General features: G+C 67.5%; 19 protein-coding genes. 16 read left to right on the plus strand and 3 right to left on the minus strand.

The genetic code is table 11. The annotated features are described in order from the left end of the window. Positions 1-100: 100 nt before the first annotated feature. The 3 genes from PJ250_RS20280 to PJ250_RS20290 all read right to left on the minus strand — a co-directional run bounded on the left by PJ250_RS20280 (position 101) and on the right by PJ250_RS20290 (position 3266). The gene (locus PJ250_RS20280; protein WP_271646434.1) at positions 101-1522 is read right to left on the minus strand and encodes a carbohydrate-binding protein; all 1422 of its coding nucleotides are present in this window, start codon (positions 1520-1522) and stop codon (positions 101-103) included. A 205-nt stretch (positions 1523-1727) separates the two neighbouring features. Continuing rightward, entirely contained in the window at positions 1728-2999 is a 1272-nt protein-coding gene (gene murA / locus PJ250_RS20285) for a UDP-N-acetylglucosamine 1-carboxyvinyltransferase (RefSeq protein ID WP_271646435.1), read from the minus strand. Between the two features lie 36 nt (positions 3000-3035). Then, positions 3036-3266 carry a BolA family protein gene (locus tag PJ250_RS20290; RefSeq protein WP_271646436.1) on the minus strand — a complete coding sequence of 77 codons (231 nt, stop codon included), beginning with the start codon at positions 3264-3266 and terminating at the stop codon, positions 3036-3038. Between the two features lie 53 nt (positions 3267-3319). Here PJ250_RS20290 and PJ250_RS20295 point away from each other — a divergent pair, with 53 nt between their 5' ends. From PJ250_RS20295 to PJ250_RS20370, 16 genes are all read left to right on the plus strand, one after another. Continuing rightward, positions 3320-4327 (plus strand): KpsF/GutQ family sugar-phosphate isomerase, encoded by a 1008-nt coding sequence (locus PJ250_RS20295; RefSeq protein WP_271646437.1) that lies wholly within the window; start codon positions 3320-3322, stop codon positions 4325-4327. Positions 4328-4376: 49 nt separating this feature from the next. Then, positions 4377-4925: a KdsC family phosphatase gene (locus tag PJ250_RS20300; protein WP_271646438.1), complete on the plus strand. Its 549-nt coding sequence runs from the start codon at positions 4377-4379 to the stop codon at positions 4923-4925. Then, positions 4922-5482, plus strand: a complete 561-nt coding sequence (gene lptC / locus PJ250_RS20305) for an LPS export ABC transporter periplasmic protein LptC (protein WP_271646439.1) — start codon at positions 4922-4924, stop codon at positions 5480-5482. Before PJ250_RS20300 ends, lptC begins: the two co-directional genes overlap by 4 nt. Beyond that, positions 5460-6029, plus strand: a complete 570-nt coding sequence (lptA, locus tag PJ250_RS20310; protein WP_271646440.1) for a lipopolysaccharide transport periplasmic protein LptA — start codon at positions 5460-5462, stop codon at positions 6027-6029. Before lptC ends, lptA begins: the two co-directional genes overlap by 23 nt. Further along, entirely contained in the window at positions 6029-6748 is a 720-nt protein-coding gene (gene lptB, locus PJ250_RS20315; RefSeq protein WP_271646441.1) for an LPS export ABC transporter ATP-binding protein, read from the plus strand. Before lptA ends, lptB begins: the two co-directional genes overlap by 1 nt. Before the next feature lie 51 nt (positions 6749-6799). After that, positions 6800-8233, plus strand: a complete 1434-nt coding sequence (locus tag PJ250_RS20320) for an RNA polymerase factor sigma-54 (RefSeq protein WP_271646442.1) — start codon at positions 6800-6802, stop codon at positions 8231-8233. A 167-nt stretch (positions 8234-8400) separates the two neighbouring features. Beyond that, positions 8401-8715 carry a ribosome hibernation-promoting factor, HPF/YfiA family gene (gene raiA, locus PJ250_RS20325; protein ID WP_271646443.1) on the plus strand — a complete coding sequence of 105 codons (315 nt, stop codon included), beginning with the start codon at positions 8401-8403 and terminating at the stop codon, positions 8713-8715. 138 nt (positions 8716-8853) lie between these two features. Then, on the plus strand, positions 8854-9804 hold the full coding sequence (hprK, locus tag PJ250_RS20330; RefSeq protein WP_271646444.1) for an HPr(Ser) kinase/phosphatase: 951 nt from the start codon (positions 8854-8856) through the stop codon (positions 9802-9804). Continuing rightward, on the plus strand, positions 9801-10712 hold the full coding sequence (gene rapZ, locus PJ250_RS20335; RefSeq protein WP_271646445.1) for an RNase adapter RapZ: 912 nt from the start codon (positions 9801-9803) through the stop codon (positions 10710-10712). The genes hprK and rapZ overlap by 4 nt, the downstream gene beginning before the upstream one ends. Before the next feature lie 117 nt (positions 10713-10829). Further along, a complete protein-coding gene (locus PJ250_RS20340) occupies positions 10830-11087 on the plus strand; it encodes a hypothetical protein (protein WP_271646446.1) in 258 nt (85 codons plus the stop codon). A gap of 223 nt (positions 11088-11310) precedes the next feature. Beyond that, positions 11311-11703, plus strand: a complete 393-nt coding sequence (locus PJ250_RS20345) for a PTS sugar transporter subunit IIA (RefSeq protein ID WP_271646447.1) — start codon at positions 11311-11313, stop codon at positions 11701-11703. Next, positions 11696-11965 carry an HPr family phosphocarrier protein gene (locus tag PJ250_RS20350; RefSeq protein ID WP_271646448.1) on the plus strand — a complete coding sequence of 90 codons (270 nt, stop codon included), beginning with the start codon at positions 11696-11698 and terminating at the stop codon, positions 11963-11965. Before PJ250_RS20345 ends, PJ250_RS20350 begins: the two co-directional genes overlap by 8 nt. Before the next feature lie 154 nt (positions 11966-12119). Beyond that, a complete protein-coding gene (gene ptsP / locus PJ250_RS20355) occupies positions 12120-13838 on the plus strand; it encodes a phosphoenolpyruvate--protein phosphotransferase (RefSeq protein ID WP_271646449.1) in 1719 nt (572 codons plus the stop codon). A 172-nt stretch (positions 13839-14010) separates the two neighbouring features. Then, positions 14011-15372 carry a magnesium transporter gene (mgtE, locus tag PJ250_RS20360; protein ID WP_271646450.1) on the plus strand — a complete coding sequence of 454 codons (1362 nt, stop codon included), beginning with the start codon at positions 14011-14013 and terminating at the stop codon, positions 15370-15372. A gap of 73 nt (positions 15373-15445) precedes the next feature. Continuing rightward, a complete protein-coding gene (locus PJ250_RS20365) occupies positions 15446-16234 on the plus strand; it encodes a carboxylesterase family protein (RefSeq protein ID WP_271646451.1) in 789 nt (262 codons plus the stop codon). 82 nt (positions 16235-16316) lie between these two features. Further along, entirely contained in the window at positions 16317-17051 is a 735-nt protein-coding gene (locus PJ250_RS20370; RefSeq protein ID WP_271646452.1) for a hypothetical protein, read from the plus strand. Positions 17052-17085 lie beyond the last annotated feature (34 nt).

The raw sequence follows: 17085 nt of genomic DNA on the forward strand, positions 1-17085 counted from the left end.
TGCGAAGCACTCCAGAAACAAGAATTGGCCTGCGCCCAGGAAGCGCCGACCGATATTCTAGAGCCTGAGCCTTACCGCGAGCGGCAAGCGCCGCTGCGGCTCACAGCCGGGTGATGCGGATCCAGTTGAGATTCCAGCCGCCCTGGGCCGCGTAGACGCCCAGGCTGTAGGTGCCCGCGGCGACGTTGACCGTCTGCGAGATCGTGGTCCAGTTCTGCCAACCTCCGGTGGCCGGTACCTGAGCCTGGCCCAGCAGGATGCCGCCGGCATTGAGATCCAGCGACACCGTGCCGCCGGATGGACTGGCCACGCGATACTCGACGAGATAGTTACCCGTGGCCGGGAAGGTGACATCCCCGTAGGCCATCCAGTCGCCCTGGTCGATCCAGCCCACATTCAGCCCGCCCTCACTGCAGGCTTCGGTCTGCACGCCCTGCTGGGCGGTGAAGTCCTCCGCCTCGATGCCCTTCGACCACGCCTGGGACACGGGCGCGACCACGAGGGAGGAGGCCTTGTCGTTGAACCCGTCGGCCACCAAGCAGGCAGTGTCCGCCGTCTTGGTCAGGCTGGGGCCGCTGAAGTTGTCGTCCTGGTACAAGGTGACCTGGTAACCGGCATTGACCCGCAGCGAGGACAGGTCGTCATTGCGCACACCACGCGCCTGCAGCTGCGACAAGGAATAGCGACCTTCCGGCAGGGCGACGCCGCTGCCGGCGTAGTTGCAGTCGCGATAGACGGTGGCCACGCCAGCCGGCGCGTCGCCCGCCGAGTACACCCGCACGTAGTCCACCGACATGGTGGCCGGCAGCTTGCTCTCATCGACCTCGAAGCCCGGCCAGTTGCCGCCGATGGCGAAGTTCAGCAGCAGGAAGAACGGGCGATGGAATTCGTCGGTGCCGTTGACCGAATTCTGGATGTTGGCTTCGTGGTATTTGGTCCCGTCCACGTACCAGCGGATCGCATTGGCGTCCCACTCCACCGCGTACACATGCCAGTCGCCTACCGTGGTGGCCAGATTGCCGCCGTACTGGGCATAGGTGTTGTTGGCATCGCTCCAGTGGATCGTGCCGTAGACACGGTTCTCGTCGTTGACGTGCTCCATCACGTCGATCTCGCCCGAGGCGGGCCATCCCACCTGCGGCAGATTGGCACCCAGCATCCAGAACGCCGGCCAGGCACCCTTGAAGGCCGGGAGCTTCATCCTTGCCTCGATGCGTCCGTAGCGGAAGCTCGCCAGATCCTGGGTCTTCATCCGCGCCGAGGTGTAACGGAATCCCCCCACGTCCTCGCGACGCGCGGTGATTACCAACGCCCCGTTCTGCACGCTTGCGTTGGCGCGCTGGTAGTACTCCAGTTCGTTGTTGCCCCAGCCACCTGATCCATTGCCGGTCTCGAACGTCCAGTCCGGCCCGATCGCGCCGTTGAACTCGTCGTTCCACACCAGTTGCCAGTTCTGCGCGTGCGCATTGGCGGCCAACAGCGTGGCCGACGCCAGCAGAATCCTCCATCCCAGTGCCTTCATGGCATCTCTCCTTGTCCCGGGCCGGCAAGGCGACGTGTGCCACCTAGCCCTCCCCGGGAGCCAGGACATCCACGGATCACACGACGGCTCCGCGCAGGCGGCCCATTGCTGCATGCCGGAGCGCGCCGACCTTACCCGAGGTCATTGCACGGATTGTTGCGCGTCGCAGCATCGCCTGCAGCGCATGGCCGCAGGCGGCGTGGACTCAGGACATGCGCTTGATCTGGGCGCCAAGCGCGCCGAGCTTGGCTTCGATGTTCTCGTAGCCGCGATCCAGGTGATAGATCCGGTCGATGGTGGTCTCGCCCTGCGCCACCAGGCCGGCCAGGATCAGCGAGGCCGAAGCACGCAGGTCGGTGGCCATCACCGGCGCACCGCTGAGTTCAGCCGAGCCGCGCACGATGGCGGTGTGGCCCTCGACGCGAATGTCCGCGCCCAGGCGCAGCAACTCGTTGACGTGCATGAAGCGGTTCTCGAAGATCGTCTCGTTGATCACGCCCACGCCCTCGGCCACGCAATTGAGCGCCATGAACTGCGCCTGCATGTCGGTCGGGAACGCCGGATACGGCGCGGTGGTCAGGTCCACCGCCTTGGGACGCCGGCCCTGCATGTCCACGGTGATGCTGTCCTCGGTGGTCTCGACCTGCGCGCCCGCTTCCCTGAGCTTGTCCAGCACGGCCTCGAGCGTGTCGGCGCGGGCGCGACGCGCGGTGACTCTGCCGCCGGTCATGGCCGCGGCGACCAGGAAGGTCCCGGTCTCGATGCGGTCAGGCACCACGGCATGGGTGCCGCCTTCCAGGCGCTCGACGCCGTGGATGACGATGCGCGAGGTCCCGGCGCCTTCGATCTTCGCGCCCAGTGCGTTGAGGCACTCGGCCAGATCGGTGACTTCCGGCTCCATGGCCGCGTTTTCCAGGACAGTGGTGCCCTCGGCCAGCACGGCGGCCGCCATGACGTTCTCGGTGCCGGTCACGGTCACCATGTCGAACACGAAGCGCGTGCCCTTCAGCCGCGCGGCGCGCGCCTTGATGTAGCCATTTTCCACGGTGATGTGGGCACCGAGGGCCTGCAGCCCCTTGATGTGCTGGTCGACGGGGCGCGAGCCGATGGCACAGCCTCCGGGCAGCGAGACCACCGCCGCGCCATGGCGAGCCACCAACGGCCCAAGCACGAGGATCGAGGCGCGCATGACCTTGACCAGCTCGTAGGGCGCCACGAACCGGCTCACCGTGGTCGGATCGACCGTGACCACGCGGCCATCGGCGCCCTGGCCTTCCTCGACCTCCACGCCCGCCCCCAGTTCGCCCAGCAGCTTGGTGGTGGTGACCACGTCGTGCAGGTTGGGCACGTTGCGGATGCGCACCGGGCCGTCGGCCAGCAGGGTCGCGCACAGGATGGGGAGCACGGCGTTCTTGGCGCCGGAGATGGTGACGTCGCCCTTGAGCGAGGCGCCACCGGTGACGATGATCTTCTGCATGGAACTTGGAGTTTCCCTTCGGGCAGGACGCAGCGCTTAAGCGGCTTCGTCGGGGGTGACGGTCTTGAGTTGGAGCGCGTGGATCGCCCCGCCCATCAGTTCGCCCAGCGTGGCGTAGACCATGCGATGGCGTGCCAGCGGCAGTTTGCCCTGGAAGACCTCGCTGACGACGGTGGCCTCGAAATGCACGCCGTCATCGCCCTGCACGCGCGCCTGGGCGCCAGGCAGGCCCTTCTCGATGAGTTCACGGATGGTTTCGGCGTCCAACGGCCTTTCCTCCTAAAATGGCCGACCATTCTACGCCCACGGCACCTGACCTGATGCCCTCCACCGCGCAGTCCAGCGTTCCAGTCGACGATGCCGCCCTGGCTGCCAGCGGCCGTCGCGCCGTGCAGATCGAAGCCGAGGCCCTGCACGCGCTGGCCCAGCGCATCGATGGTCCATTCTCGGCGGCCTGTCGGCTGATCCTGGCCGGGACAGGCCGGGTGGTGGCGATGGGCATGGGCAAGTCGGGCCATATCGCACGCAAGATCGCCGCAACCCTGGCTTCCACCGGCACCCCGGCCTTTTACGTGCACCCGGCCGAGGCCGGCCACGGCGACCTGGGCATGATCACCGACGCGGACATCGTGCTGGCGGTGTCCTATTCGGGCGAGTCCGACGAGATCCTGATGCTGTTGCCGGTGCTCAAGCGGCAGGGCAATGCGGTCGTGGCGATGACCGGACGCCCGGCGTCCACCCTGGCCCGCGAAGCGGATGTGCATCTGGACGTCAGCGTGCCGGCCGAGGCCTGTCCGCTGCACCTGGCCCCGACCTCCAGCACCACCGCCACCCTGGCCATGGGCGACGCGCTGGCCGTGGCCCTGCTGGAGGCGCGCGGCTTTACCTCCGAGGATTTCGCCCGTTCCCATCCTGCCGGCAGCCTCGGGCGCCAGTTGCTGCTGCACATCGCCGATGTGATGCACGTGGGCGAGGAGATCCCCTGCGTGCCGCAGGACGCCACGCTGGCCCAGGCGCTGGTGGAAATGAGCCGCAAGCGCTTGGGCATGACCGCCGTGGTCGATGCTGGCAACATCCTGCGCGGGATCTTCACCGACGGTGACCTGCGCCGGGCGCTGGACACGGCCGGACTGGATATCCATGCCACGCGCATCGACCAGGTCATGACCCGCAACCCGGTGACCATCGGCGCCCAGGCGCTTGCGACCGAAGCGGCGCGGCTGCTGGAGACGCGCAACATCGGCTCGGGCCTGATCGTCGTCGACGCACGGAATCAGGTCATCGGCGCGCTTAACATTCACGACCTGTTGCGAGCCCGCGTGGTGTAAGACCGGTTGCGCCGCGTTCCATCCCCCTTTCTTTCGCAAGTCCCGCAGGATGCATCTGAGCCATCTCCACAACATCACCGACGAACTGCTGGACCGAGCCTCACGCGTGCGCCTGGCCTGCTTCGATGTCGACGGCACGCTGACCGACGGCGGGCTGTTCCTCGACGCCGACGGCCGCGAAGCCAAGACCTTCCACGTGCAGGACGGACTCGGCCTGGTCCTGCTGCGCCGCCACGGGATCGAGGTGGCGCTGGTGACCGCCCGCAGCGGCCAGGTCGTCGAGCACCGTGCGCGCGAGCTGGGCATCGGCGTGCATCAGGGCGTCAAGGACAAGCTGACAAAACTGCAAGCCCTGTGCGCCGAACGTGGCCTCGGCCTGGACCAGGTGCTCTTCATGGGCGACGACCTGGCCGACCTGACCAGCCTGCGCAACGTCGGCCTGGCGGTGGCGCCGGCCAATGTCCATCCATGGGTCGCGCCTGCCGCCCACTGGACCACCCGCGCCGCCGGTGGCCGCGGCGCCGCGCGCGAAGTCTGTGACCTGGTGCTGGCGGCCCAGGGCCACGTGGACAAGCTGCTGCAGGAGGGGGCCGCGTGAGCTGGCGCGCCGGCTTGGGCTGGTGCCTGCTCGCAGGCGTGCTGGTGTTCGGCTGGCTGGCCTGGAACAACCGGCACAAGCCCGCAGCGGTCGCGGTGGACCCCAACAAGTACGACTACATCATGCACGACTTCACCATGGTCGCCCTGGACAAGGAGGGCCAGGAGTCGGTCACGCTGGAGGCGCCGGAGATGCGACGGCTGGCCAGTGACGAGACCTACACCATCACCGACCCGACCTTCCTGATGCCCGACAAGGAGGGCGCGCACTGGAAGATGGTCAGCAAGACCGGCTGGGTCGCGGCCAAGGGCGAGAAGCTGCGCATGGAAGGCGACGTGGTCGGCACCAGTCCACCCGGCACGGCCCCGTCCACGTTCAAGACCACGCTGCTGGATATCTATCCGGATCAGCACCTGGCCTCGACCGACCGCGAGGTGGTCCTGACCCAACCCGGCGCCACCATGAGCGGCACGGGTTTCGAAATCGATTCGCAGACCCAACAATACAAGTTCAAGTCCAAGGTGAGATCGCGCTATGTCCCCAAATCTGCGCAGTAATGCAGGCCCGCTGCTGCTGATGACTGGTCTGGCGATGGCCTTGCTCGCCGGTGGCGCGCTGGCCAAGACCTCCGATCGCAATCAGGAGATGAACCTGGATGCCGGTTACCAGGACGGCAACGTCACCCAGGATGGCGTGATCCACCTGGACCAGGGCGTGCACCTGACCCAGGGCACGCTGGACATCCAGGCCACCAAGGGCCAGATCGTGCGCAAGAACGGCGAGATCACCCAGGTCACCTTTACCGGAGGACCGGTGAAGCTGAAGCAGATCAACGACGATGGCACCCCGATGAACGCGCAGGCCGACCTGATCGTCTACGACCTGATGAAGGAAATCATCACCCTGACCGGCGATTACACCGTCACCTCGCCCAAGGGCTCCAACTCCGGCCAGAAGATGGTCTACAACACCAAGACCGGCAACATGCAGAGCGGCGGCGATGGCTCGCGCGTGCATACGGTGATCCAGCCCAAGAACAAGTCCCCCGGGGCCACGGTGGGCTCGCCCACCCAGGTGCCGCCGGCCAAGCCGGGGAACAAGTAATGCTGTCGGCACAGGGCCTGCGCAAGAGCTACAAGCAGCGCCAGGTGGTCGCCGATTTCGGCCTGACCCTGGAACCGGGCGAAGTGGTGGGCCTGCTCGGCCCCAACGGCGCCGGCAAGACCACCTGCTTCTACATGATCGTCGGTCTGGTGTCCTCCGACGCCGGCCAGATCACCCTCGACGGCAAGGACATCACAGGCGAGCCCATGTACCGCCGCGCCAAGCTCGGCGTGGGCTACCTGCCGCAGGAGCCCTCGGTGTTCCGCAAGCTCACCGTGGCCGACAACATCCGCCTGGTGCTGGAACTGCGTGAAGACCTGGACAGTGCATCGGCGGAGAAGGAACTGGCCTCGCTGCTGGATGAGCTGCAGATCACCCATGTGGCCGACCAGTTGGGCGCCAGCCTCTCCGGCGGCGAGCGCCGCCGGGTGGAAATCGCACGCGCCCTGGCTGCCAAGCCGCGCCTGATGCTGCTGGACGAACCCTTCGCCGGCGTGGACCCGATCTCGGTCGGCGAGATCCAGCGCATCATCACCCACCTCAAGGACCGCGGGATCGGCGTGCTGATCACCGACCACAACGTGCGCGAAACCTTGGGAATCTGTGACCGGGCGTATATTCTCGCGGAAGGCAGCGTGCTGGCGCAGGGGGCACCAGACGCGCTACTGACCAATGCCGACGTCCGTCGCGTGTACCTGGGAGACACCTTCCGGCTCTGACGTGCAGCTGCGTGCGGGTGGCGGTCGCACCTGTCGTACTCGGGCCCTCGGATGAAACCACGCCTCCAGACATCGTTGGGACAGCAACTGGTCATGACGCCCCAGTTGCGCCAGGCCATCCGCCTGCTGCAGATGTCCACCGCCGAACTGGAAGCCGAGATCGCCGAGGCAGTCGAGACCAATCCCCTGCTGGACTGGGAAGAGAACGCCCCTCCGGAAGCGCAGCCGGGCAGCGATGCGTCGGACCGGGCACCGGACGAACAGGCCGAGCGCAGTCCTGAGAGCGACGACTGGCAGCCGGATGAAGCGCCCTGGAGCAACGAGTCGGGAAGCGCATCCGGCGGATCATTCGACGACGACGAACAGGGCAGCGCGGCCGAGCGCGTGGCCGAGTCCAACAGCCTGCAGGACCACCTGCTTTGGCAGCTGCACCTCTCCCACCTGTCCCCGCGCGACCGCCGCATCGGCGCGGCGGTGATCGATGCGATCGAGGACGATGGCTACCTGCGCACGCCGTTCTCGGAAATCGCACAGACCCTGCGTCCCGAAGTCACCGCCGGCGAGGACGAGATCCAGACCGTGCTGCGCCAGTTGCAGCGCTTCGACCCTGTGGGCGTCGGGGCGCGCTCGTTGGGCGAGTGCCTGCGCCTGCAGCTGGACGTGCTTTCGGAACAGACCGCCGGCCGCGACCTGGCCCTGCGTATCGCCGAAGGGCCGCTGCTGGAGAAGCTCCCGCGCAGCGGCGCGGCGGGCCTGGCCAGCGAGCTCAAGCGCGGCCTGGACGAAGTCGAGGAAGCCGTCGCCCTGCTGCGATCGCTCGATCCCAAGCCCGGCGTGCAGATCGGCGAATTGACCCAGGACACCTATGTGGTCCCCGATTGCGTGGTCTGGCGCCAGAAAGGCGTCTGGCGTGCCGCGCTGGCCAGCCAGCACCTGCCGCGGGTGACCATCCACCGCGGCTACGAGTCGATGATCCGGCGCTGCAGCGAGTCCGATGCCGGCTACCTGCGCGGGCACCTGCAGGAAGCCCGCTGGCTGCTCAAGAGCCTGGAGGCCCGCGGCGATACGCTGCTCAAGGTCACCCGCTGCCTGATCCACCAGCAGGCCGGCTTCCTGGAGTTTGGCGAGCAGGCCCTGCGCCCGCTGACCCTGCGCGAGGTCGCCGCCGAGGTGGGGCTGCACGAATCCACCGTCTCGCGCGCCATCGCCCGCAAGTACGTGCGCACGCCGCGTGGCACCCTGCCCCTGCGCGCGTTCTTCGCCTCGGGCGTCAGCACCGAGGGCGGCGGCGAGGCCTCCAGCACGGCCATCCAGTCGATGATCCGCAAGCTGATCGACGCGGAAAACCCGCGCAAGCCCCTGTCCGACGCCAAGCTCGCCGACCTGTTGAAATCGTCAGGCGTGCCAGTGGCGCGGCGCACGGTCGCCAAGTATCGTGAAGCCATGGACATCCTGTCCTCGCACGAACGCGTCAGGATGGGATGAACTGCCCGATTGGTGGTCGGTTCATCGTCCACCTGCCAGCTTGAAAGCCGGACCTTCCGGTGCGTTACTTGAACCCAACCCAGCCCATAGAGGAGTCGACGAGGAACCCCACGCAGCCCGGTTTGTCCGAACAACCGAAAGCAACAACAACTGCAGGAGACAACGCGATGCGAATTGAGACCTACGGCCAGTCGATGGAAGTCACCCCGGCACTGCGTGACTACGTCGAGACGAAACTCAAGCGCCTTGAACGACACTTCGACCAGCCGCTCGAATGCCGCACGCAACTGGGATTCTCCAAGCCCGACTACGTGGCCGAAGCCACGCTCAACCTCTCCGGTCGCACCCTGCACGCCGATGCCGGCGCCGAGACCATGTATGCGGCCATCGACATCCTGGCCGATAAGCTCGACCGCCTGGTGCTCAAGCACAAACGCAAGCAGATCGACCGGCAGCGTGGCCGCGGCGAGAACGCCGACTGATTCCTCGCCCGCCCTGGCAATCTCACTGCAACGGCGACCCGATCGGGTCGCCGTTCGCGCAAAGAGGCCGGGCATGACGGTTCGGCGATGGCGGCTCGCGTCGTATCATGCGGTGTCGACGCCGCCGATCAGGACGCCATGAACTCCAGCATCTCCGCCAGCGAGCTGTTCGACCAGATGAAGGACAAGCTCGGCCTGCGCTGGCTGGCCGGCCGCGCCGGCGCCAAGCGCCAGATCGATACCGCCGGCAAGGTCAAGCGCCGGCCGTCGCTGGCGGGTTACCTCAACGCGATCTATCCCAACAAGGTGCAGATCCTGGGCACCGAGGAACTGTCCTGGCTGGACGGCCTGGACTCGCGCCTGCGCTGGGAGACCATCGAGAAGATGGTCGCCGCGCGCCCGCTGGCCCTGGTCATCAGCAAGAACCAGTCCTGCCCGGAAGACCTGCGCGCGGCCGCGGAGGAGTCCGAAACCCCGCTGTGGTCCTCGCCCAGGCGTGGCCATGAACTGCTCAACTTCCTGTCCTACCACCTGGCCCGCACCCTGGCGCCGCGGGTCACCCTGCATGGCGTCTTCATGGAGATCTACTCCATCGGCGTGCTGATCACCGGCGAGGCGGGCTCGGGCAAGAGCGAGCTGGCCCTGGAACTGCTGACCCGTGGACACCGCTTGGTCGCCGACGATGCCCCGGAGTTCACCCAGATCGCTCCCGATGTCCTGGATGGCACCTGCCCGGAACTGCTGCAGGACCTGCTGGAGGTCCGCGGCCTGGGCGTACTCAACGTGCGCGACATGTTCGGCGACACGGCGGTGAAGAAGAACAAGTACCTGCGCCTGATCGTGCACCTGACCCGGCCGATGACCGAGCCTGGGGTGCATGGCTACGACCGGCTCACCGGCGACTCGGGCACGCGCCACGTGCTCGATCTCGATGTGCCCTTGATCACCTTGCCGGTCATGCCCGGGCGCAACCTGGCGGTCCTCACCGAGGCGGCCACGCGCCTGCACATCCTGCGCACCAAGGGCATCGATCCGGCGGCAATGTTCATCGCCCGCCACAGCAACCTGCTTGAGCGCAGCACGCCATGAGCGAGGCGACGCACCCGGACGCGCCCGCGCCGGCCACTGGCCCGCAGCCGCCCTTCGTGCTCATCGTCAGCGGCCTGTCCGGCTCGGGCAAGTCGGTAGCGCTCAAGACGCTCGAAGACCTGGACTACTACTGCGTGGACAACCTGCCCATCGAGCTGCTGCCGGAGTTCATCCGCAGCATGATGCGCGAGGATGTCCTGCGGCAGAAGGTGGCCGTCGGCATCGACGTGCGCAACCGGCACAGCGACCTGTCCAAGCTCGCACAGTGGCGTGCGGCGGTGGTGCGCCTGGGACTGACCGCCAAGCTGGTGTTCTTCGATTCGGACGACGAGGTGCTGCTGCGCCGCTATTCGGACACCCGCCGCCGCCACCCGCTCAGCTACCTGGGCCTGTCCCTGCCCGAGGCCATCGTCCAGGAACGGGCGATCACCCAGCCCCTGCGCGCCGAGGCCGATGTCCTGATCGATACCGGCCAGCTCAACGTGCACCAGTTGCGCAGGCGGATCGTCGGCGAGTTCGCCTTCGACAGCCGCGATGCGCCGTCGCTGTTGTTCGAATCCTTCGCCTACCGGCGTGGCGTGCCGGCCGATGCGGACTTCGTGTTCGACGCCCGCGTCCTGCCCAATCCGCACTGGCAGCCGGAACTGCGCCCGCTGACCGGTCGCGACGGACCGGTGCGCGACTATCTGGACGCGCAGGAAGACGTGGTGCGCTACGTCGAGCAGGTCAGCGGGTTCCTGGACACCTGGCTGCCCCGCCTGCGCGGCGAAACGCGCAGCTACGTCACGGTTGCCTTCGGCTGTACCGGCGGCAAGCACCGTTCGGTTTATCTGACCGAACGCCTGGCCGCGCACGCACGCACACAAGGCTGGGACCAGGTGGCGACCTTCCATCGCGAACTGGACTGAGACACGCTGCACATTGCCAAGGACCAGGCATGGCAACACACGGATGACCGCATCCGCATCTGGCCACCACCTCCACGGCACCGCGCGCCCGCCGTCCCGCGCATCATCGATGCCGACTTGGCCAGCCGCTGGCAACCCCTGTTCAATGTGCTGATCGATGCGGCTGGGCATCTCGCGCCCTACGTGGCCTTCCTGTGGGGGTGCCAATCGAAAGCCCGCCATTGGACTACCGCATCCAGCGCATGGACCCTGATCGAACGCCATCTGACGAGCACGATCATCATGGGCATCTACGCCGCCTCCCGGGCGTCGCTGTCCCGGATGACGCTGGACAAGCCGATCACCGGCACCCCGCGTGGTCGACGAGCAGGGTGAGCGCCCGACGTTGGTCCAGATCAGCGTGCATGCGCTATGCCGCTTCATCCCCTTTGAGACTTTCTCGGCGCTGTTCGTGCACAGGGACGCGGATTCACGACTGCCCCTCGCAGACCCGGGTCATCTAGCGCGACTGACCGGCAGGTAGCGCGCGGCGCGCGGGACAGAGAAACCCGCACCTTCTTCTCGATGCGTGCATGCCTGGCCTGTTAATGTTGCGCCCATGACCTGCGGCGTCCTGCTCATTACCCATCCTGGCATCGGCACGTCACTCCTGACGGTGGCCCAGGGCCTGTTGCGCTCCTTGCCCCTGAAGGCCGAAGCCTTCGAAGTGCCGCTCGATGCGGACCTGCCTGCACTACTGCCGCAGGCCTCTGCTGCGCTGCGGCGTGTGGACGACGGTGACGGCGTGCTTGTGTTGACCGATGTGTATGGCGCGTCTCCCAGCAATCTGGCCGCCCAGGTCGCGCGGCTCGGGACGCCCGTACGCCGGGTGTCGGCGCTGAGCCTGCCGATGTTGTTGCGGGTGATGAACTATCCGGAACAGGGACTGGACGAACTCCCGGCCACCGCGGCGGCCGGCACACGAAACGGAGCCATCCTCGACGATGCTTGAACGCGACCTCACCGTGACCAACAAACTGGGCCTGCATGCCCGCGCCACCGCCAAGCTGGTGCAAGTGGTCGCGCCCTTCCGAAGCAACGTGACCCTGGCCGCCAAGGGGCGTCAGGTGAACGCCAAGAGCATCATGGGCGTCATGCTGCTGGCCGCCGGCCAGGGCACCGCGGTGACGGTGCGGACGGAGGGCGAGGACGAGGGCGACTGCATGGAGGCGATCGTGGGCCTGTTCGAGCGCCGGTTCGACGAGGAAGGCTGACGCCTACTGCCCCGCCCAAACGCCAGGCGGCCACGGCCTGGCCCGGAGCAAGGAGCAAGCCGATGCACACCCGCGCCACCGCCATGACACGGCCATCGATCCGCCAACGCCAAGCCAAGCGCGCGGCGCGCACGTCCATGGCCGGGCCACGCTGATGCGCAAGCTGCTGCCAGGACACGGCGCCTCGCGCGGTAGCGCCCTGGGCCGTGCCCGCGTACGTCTGCCCCATGCGCTGGACGTGGCCGAGCAGCGCATCCGCGCGCGCGAGGTCGACGACGAACTCGCGCGGCTGCACCAGGCCGTGGACGCGGCCCGCGCCGAGATGCACGACCTGCGCGCGCGCCTGCACGGCGCACTCGCGCGCGAAGTCGGTGAATTCATCGACCTGCATGCCCTGCTGCTGGACGATCCGGAACTCCTGCAGGGCCTGGATGACCTGATCCGCAAGGGGCGCTACGGCGCCAACTATGCGCTGCGCCTGCAGCGCGACCGGCTTGCGGCAGTGTTCAAGGACATGGACGACGCCTACCTCAAGAGCCGCATGGACGATCTGGACCATGTGATCGGGCGCATCCATGCGCACCTGCACAGCCGCCCCAGCGACGCCGAGGGCTTGGCCGGCGAGATTCTGGTGAGCGACACCGTGGCCCCGTCCGAACTGGCCCAACTGCAGGCCCAGGGCGTGGTCGCGGTAGTGACCGCGACCGGCAGCACGCTGTCGCACAGCGCGATCCTTGCCCGCAGCCTGCACATGCCGCTGGTGGTCGGCGCCAGCCAAGTGCTGGCCAAGGTCAACGATGGCGATGCCCTGATCGTCGACGGCGACAGCGGCGAGGTGATCGTCGATCCGTCGGCTGCGGACCTGCGCGCCTTCCGCCAGCGGCTCAAGGACGCCGCGCGCGAACAGCGCGAACTGGGCCGCCTGCGCACCAAACCCACGCGGACGCGCGATGGCGTGGACGTGGCGCTGCATGCCAATGCCGAATCCCGCGAGGACGTAGCGCGCGCCCACGCCCTGGGGGCGGCAGGCATCGGCCTGTACCGCACCGAATTCCTGTTCCTGCAGCGCCAGGAGCTACCGGACGAGGAAGAGCAGTTCCGCGCCTATCGCGATGTGGTGCTGGGCATGAGCGGGCGACCGGTCACCATCCGCACCCTCGATCTGGGGGCCGACAAGGCCGACCGCACCGGCCTTGCGTTGCGTGGCGAGGACAATCCCGCGCTGGGGCTGCGCGGCGTGCGTCTGTCGCTGGCCAACGGCGCGGTGTTCGACACCCAGCTGCGCGCCATCCTGCGGGCCTCCGGATATGGCCCGGTGCGGGTCCTGGTGCCCATGGTCAGCGTGCGCGAGGAACTGGTCCTGGTCCGCCGCCGGCTCGCACGCCTGAAGGCGCAGCTGCGCAAGGCCGGTCACGAAATCGCCGCCGAGGTCCCCCTGGGCGCGATGATCGAGGTCCCGTCGGCGGCGATCTGCGTGGAGCACTTCATCGACCTGGTGGATTTCGTGTCGGTGGGAACCAATGATCTTGTGCAGTACCTGCTGGCGGCGGACCGCAACAACGATGCGCTGGGCGAGCTCTATTCGCCGCTTCGGCCTTCGCTCTTGCGGCTGCTGGATCTGGTGCTGCGCACGGGGCGCGCACATGGAAAACAGGTGACCGTCTGCGGCGAGATCGCGGGCGATCCGGCCATGGCGCCAATCCTGCTGGCCCTCGGCCTGGCGCATTTCAGCCTGCATCCGTCCAACATGCTCGAACTGCGGCGCGCGATCCGCGCCTACGACCAGGCCGAACTGCAGGCGGCCGCAGGAAAACTGCTTGGCGCACGCGACCGCGCCGGCATCGAACGCTGGCTCGCACGCGTCGCGCATTGACGTGTTCCCGGCGCAATGCCGCTGACTGGCGCCACGCCATGTGTTCCTGGGTGATGCATGAGGGTGTCCTTTCCCTGGATGCAGGGGGATAATGCGCGGATGAACATCTGACCTGCAGCGCATCGTCCAGTGGCGAAGCGGTGCGACCACCGACCGCACAGGGGCCAAGCGCATGGCTGAAGCCGTCCGCCACGACAAGACCGCGCGCCAGCTCCGGCTGCTGTCCGATGCACTGGACAGCGGGCGCCTTGGCCCGGTCCGCAGGCTGGTCAACACCCTCTCTCCGGCCGAGATCGGCAACCTGCTCGAGTCGCTGCCCCCGGGCAAGCGCGAGGTGGTGTGGGGCCTGGTCGATCCGGAAGACGATGGCGAGGTGCTGGTCCACGTCGGCGACGAGGTGCGCGAAAGCCTGCTGGCCGAGATGGACCCCGACGAGATCATCGCGGCGGTCGAAGACCTGGATATCGACGACCTGGCCGACCTGGTCGAGGACCTGCCCGACACGGTCATCGACGAGGTCCTCAAGTCGATGGACCGCGAGAACCGCGAGCGTCTGGAGCAGGTGCTGTCCTACCCGGAGGACTCGGCCGGCCGCCTGATGAACCCGGACGTGGTCACGGTGCGGGCCGACGTCAACATCGAGGTCGTGCTGCGCTACCTGCGCCTGCGCGGCGAGTTGCCCGACCACACCGATTACCTGTTCGTGGTCAGCAAGAAGCACCAGTACCTGGGCCGCGTGCCGTTGGCCGCGCTGGTCACCCATGAGCCGTCCACGCCGATCAACCGCCTGATCGACGACGAGCAACCGGCCATCGACGTGGACGAGCACTCGGAAGGCGTCGCGCGCAAGTTCTCCGACCACGACTGGGTGTCGGCGCCGGTGGTGGACGACAACAACATCCTGCTCGGCCGCATCACCATCGACGACGTGGTGGACATCATCCGCGAACAGGCCGAACACCAGGCCTTGAGCGCGGCCGGCCTGGACGAGGACGAGGACCTGTTCTCGCCGATCCGGCGTGCCTTCCGCCGGCGCATGCTGTGGCTGGGCATCAACTTGGGCACGGCCTTCATCGCCTCCAGCGTGGTCCAGCAGTTCGAAGGCACCATCGCCAAGCTGGTCGCACTGGCCGCGCTGATGCCCATCGTGGCCGGCATGGGCGGCAACGCCGGCACCCAGGTGCTGGCGCTGATGATCCGTGGCCTGGCCCTGGGCCAGATCGGTGGGTCCAACGTCTATGTCCTGTTGCGCAAGGAACTGGGCGTAGCCCTGATCAACGGGCTGGGGCTGGGCACGCTGCTGGGCTTGATCGTGCTGGTCTGGTTCCGCCAGCCGGGGTTGTCGCTGGTGATCGGGATCGCGCTGACCCTCAACCTGCTGACCGCGGCGGCCGGCGGCGTGGGCGTGCCGCTGCTGCTCAAGCGCATGGGGTTCGACCCCGCCCTGGCCGGCAGCGTCATCCTGACCACGCTGACCGACGTGATGGGCTTCATGAGTTTCCTCGGCCTGGCCACGCTGGTCCTGCTGCACTGATCGCTGCGCTGCGGCGTGTGCCAGCGGCCGCGGCACACCATACTGGCGACCTCGCATGTAAACGATTCCAGTCATGTCCCTTCGCCTGTTGCTGCTCCTGCTCAGCGCCCTGATGCTCACGGCCTGCGCCCATGTCCGCCACGCCACGCCCGGACATTTCGTCGCACGCCAGGTCCAGGTCGACGGCGCCTGGCATCGCTATCAGGTCTTCGTTCCGGCACGGTCGGCCTACCCCGGCAAACCCGCGCTGGTGCTGTTCCTGCACGGCTCGGGCGAGCGCGGCAGCGACAACGCCTCACAGCTCAAGGCCGGCCTTGGGCCTTACCTGAAACAGCACACAGCCGACTTCCCCGCCGTGGTGGTGATGCCGCAGGTGCCCGATGGCGAAGAATGGACCGGCACCAACGCGCGCGTGGCCCTGGCCGCGCAGGCGGCCGCCCTCGATGAGTTCGGCGCCGACCCGGACCGGGTCTACCTGACCGGCATGTCGATGGGGGGCTACGGGACGTGGGAGGTCGCGCTGATGGACCCGGACCGCTTCGCCGCACTGGTGCCGGTCTGCGGCGCGGTGCATCCCAACCGTCCCGATCGCCCTAGCCTGCGTGTCACCGAGGTGGACGGCGTGGCCGACCCGTACGCGGACATCGCCCGGCGACTGGGCGGCAAACCGATCTGGATCTTCCACGGCGCGCTGGACGATGTGGTCCCGCTGGAAGACGACCACCGCCTGGTCGCCGCGTTCAAGGCCCAGGGCACGCCGGTGCGTTACACCGAACTGCCACAGGCCAACCACAACGCCTGGGATCCGACCTATGCCGACCCGGCCATGTGGTCCTGGCTGCTGGCCCAGCACCGCCACTGAGCAGCACGGAACGCCGCGGCGCCGCTTGCCACGGACCTGATGATCGGCGACATTCGCCGCACATCGGCTGGGACGTCGAATCATGCACGCGTCGTGGAAGACCTGGCTGCTTGCGTTGTCCTGTGCATCGCCCGCCATCGCGCAAGCGCAGGTGGAGATGGTCGAGAGCCGCCTCTATTACCAGGCCGAACCCGCGACCGGGTTTGCCTACCGCGATGACGTCGGCAAGGCCACCAAAGCCATGCTCGCCGGCGACATGGCGACCGCCGCCCCGCTTCTCGAGCGAGCCATCAAGTACTGCGATGCCCAGCGCAACCAGCCAGGCCGCAAGAGCGTGAGCTTCTCCAGCCGCCGCGAATACGAGCAGTACATGGAGGGGCCCGGCAAGGGCCAGCCGACCGAATGGCTGGACATCGCCTGTGCCTCGGCCTACCAGCAGGCCGGTTATGCGCTGGCGGGCGCGCGCCGGCCAGCCGAGGCGCTGACCTATCTGGAAATTGCCACGCAGGTCGGACCGTACTATCCGGTCGCCTGGACCGAGAAAGGCTTCGTCCTCAACCAGTTGGGACAGCCTGCACAAGCGCTGGAGGCCTATACCACCGCCCTTGAAGTCGCCCGCGCGCATCCGGAGGCCGCCTACGTCAGCGCCGTCGCCTGGCGCGGCATCGGCTACTCCAAGGTGGAACTGAAGGATCTGGAAGGCGGACGCGAAGCCTACCAGCAGTCGCTGCAGCTCGAGCCGGGCAACGCCACCGCCGTGCGCGAACTGGACTACATCGCACAACGGCAAGCGACCGGGAACCCACCTGCGCCTTGAGACAGCCGACGCCGCGTACGGCGAGCAGGCAAAC

The sequence above is a fragment of the Pseudoxanthomonas sp. JBR18 genome (assembly GCF_028198165.1).
Lineage (GTDB): Bacteria > Pseudomonadota > Gammaproteobacteria > Xanthomonadales > Xanthomonadaceae > Pseudoxanthomonas_A.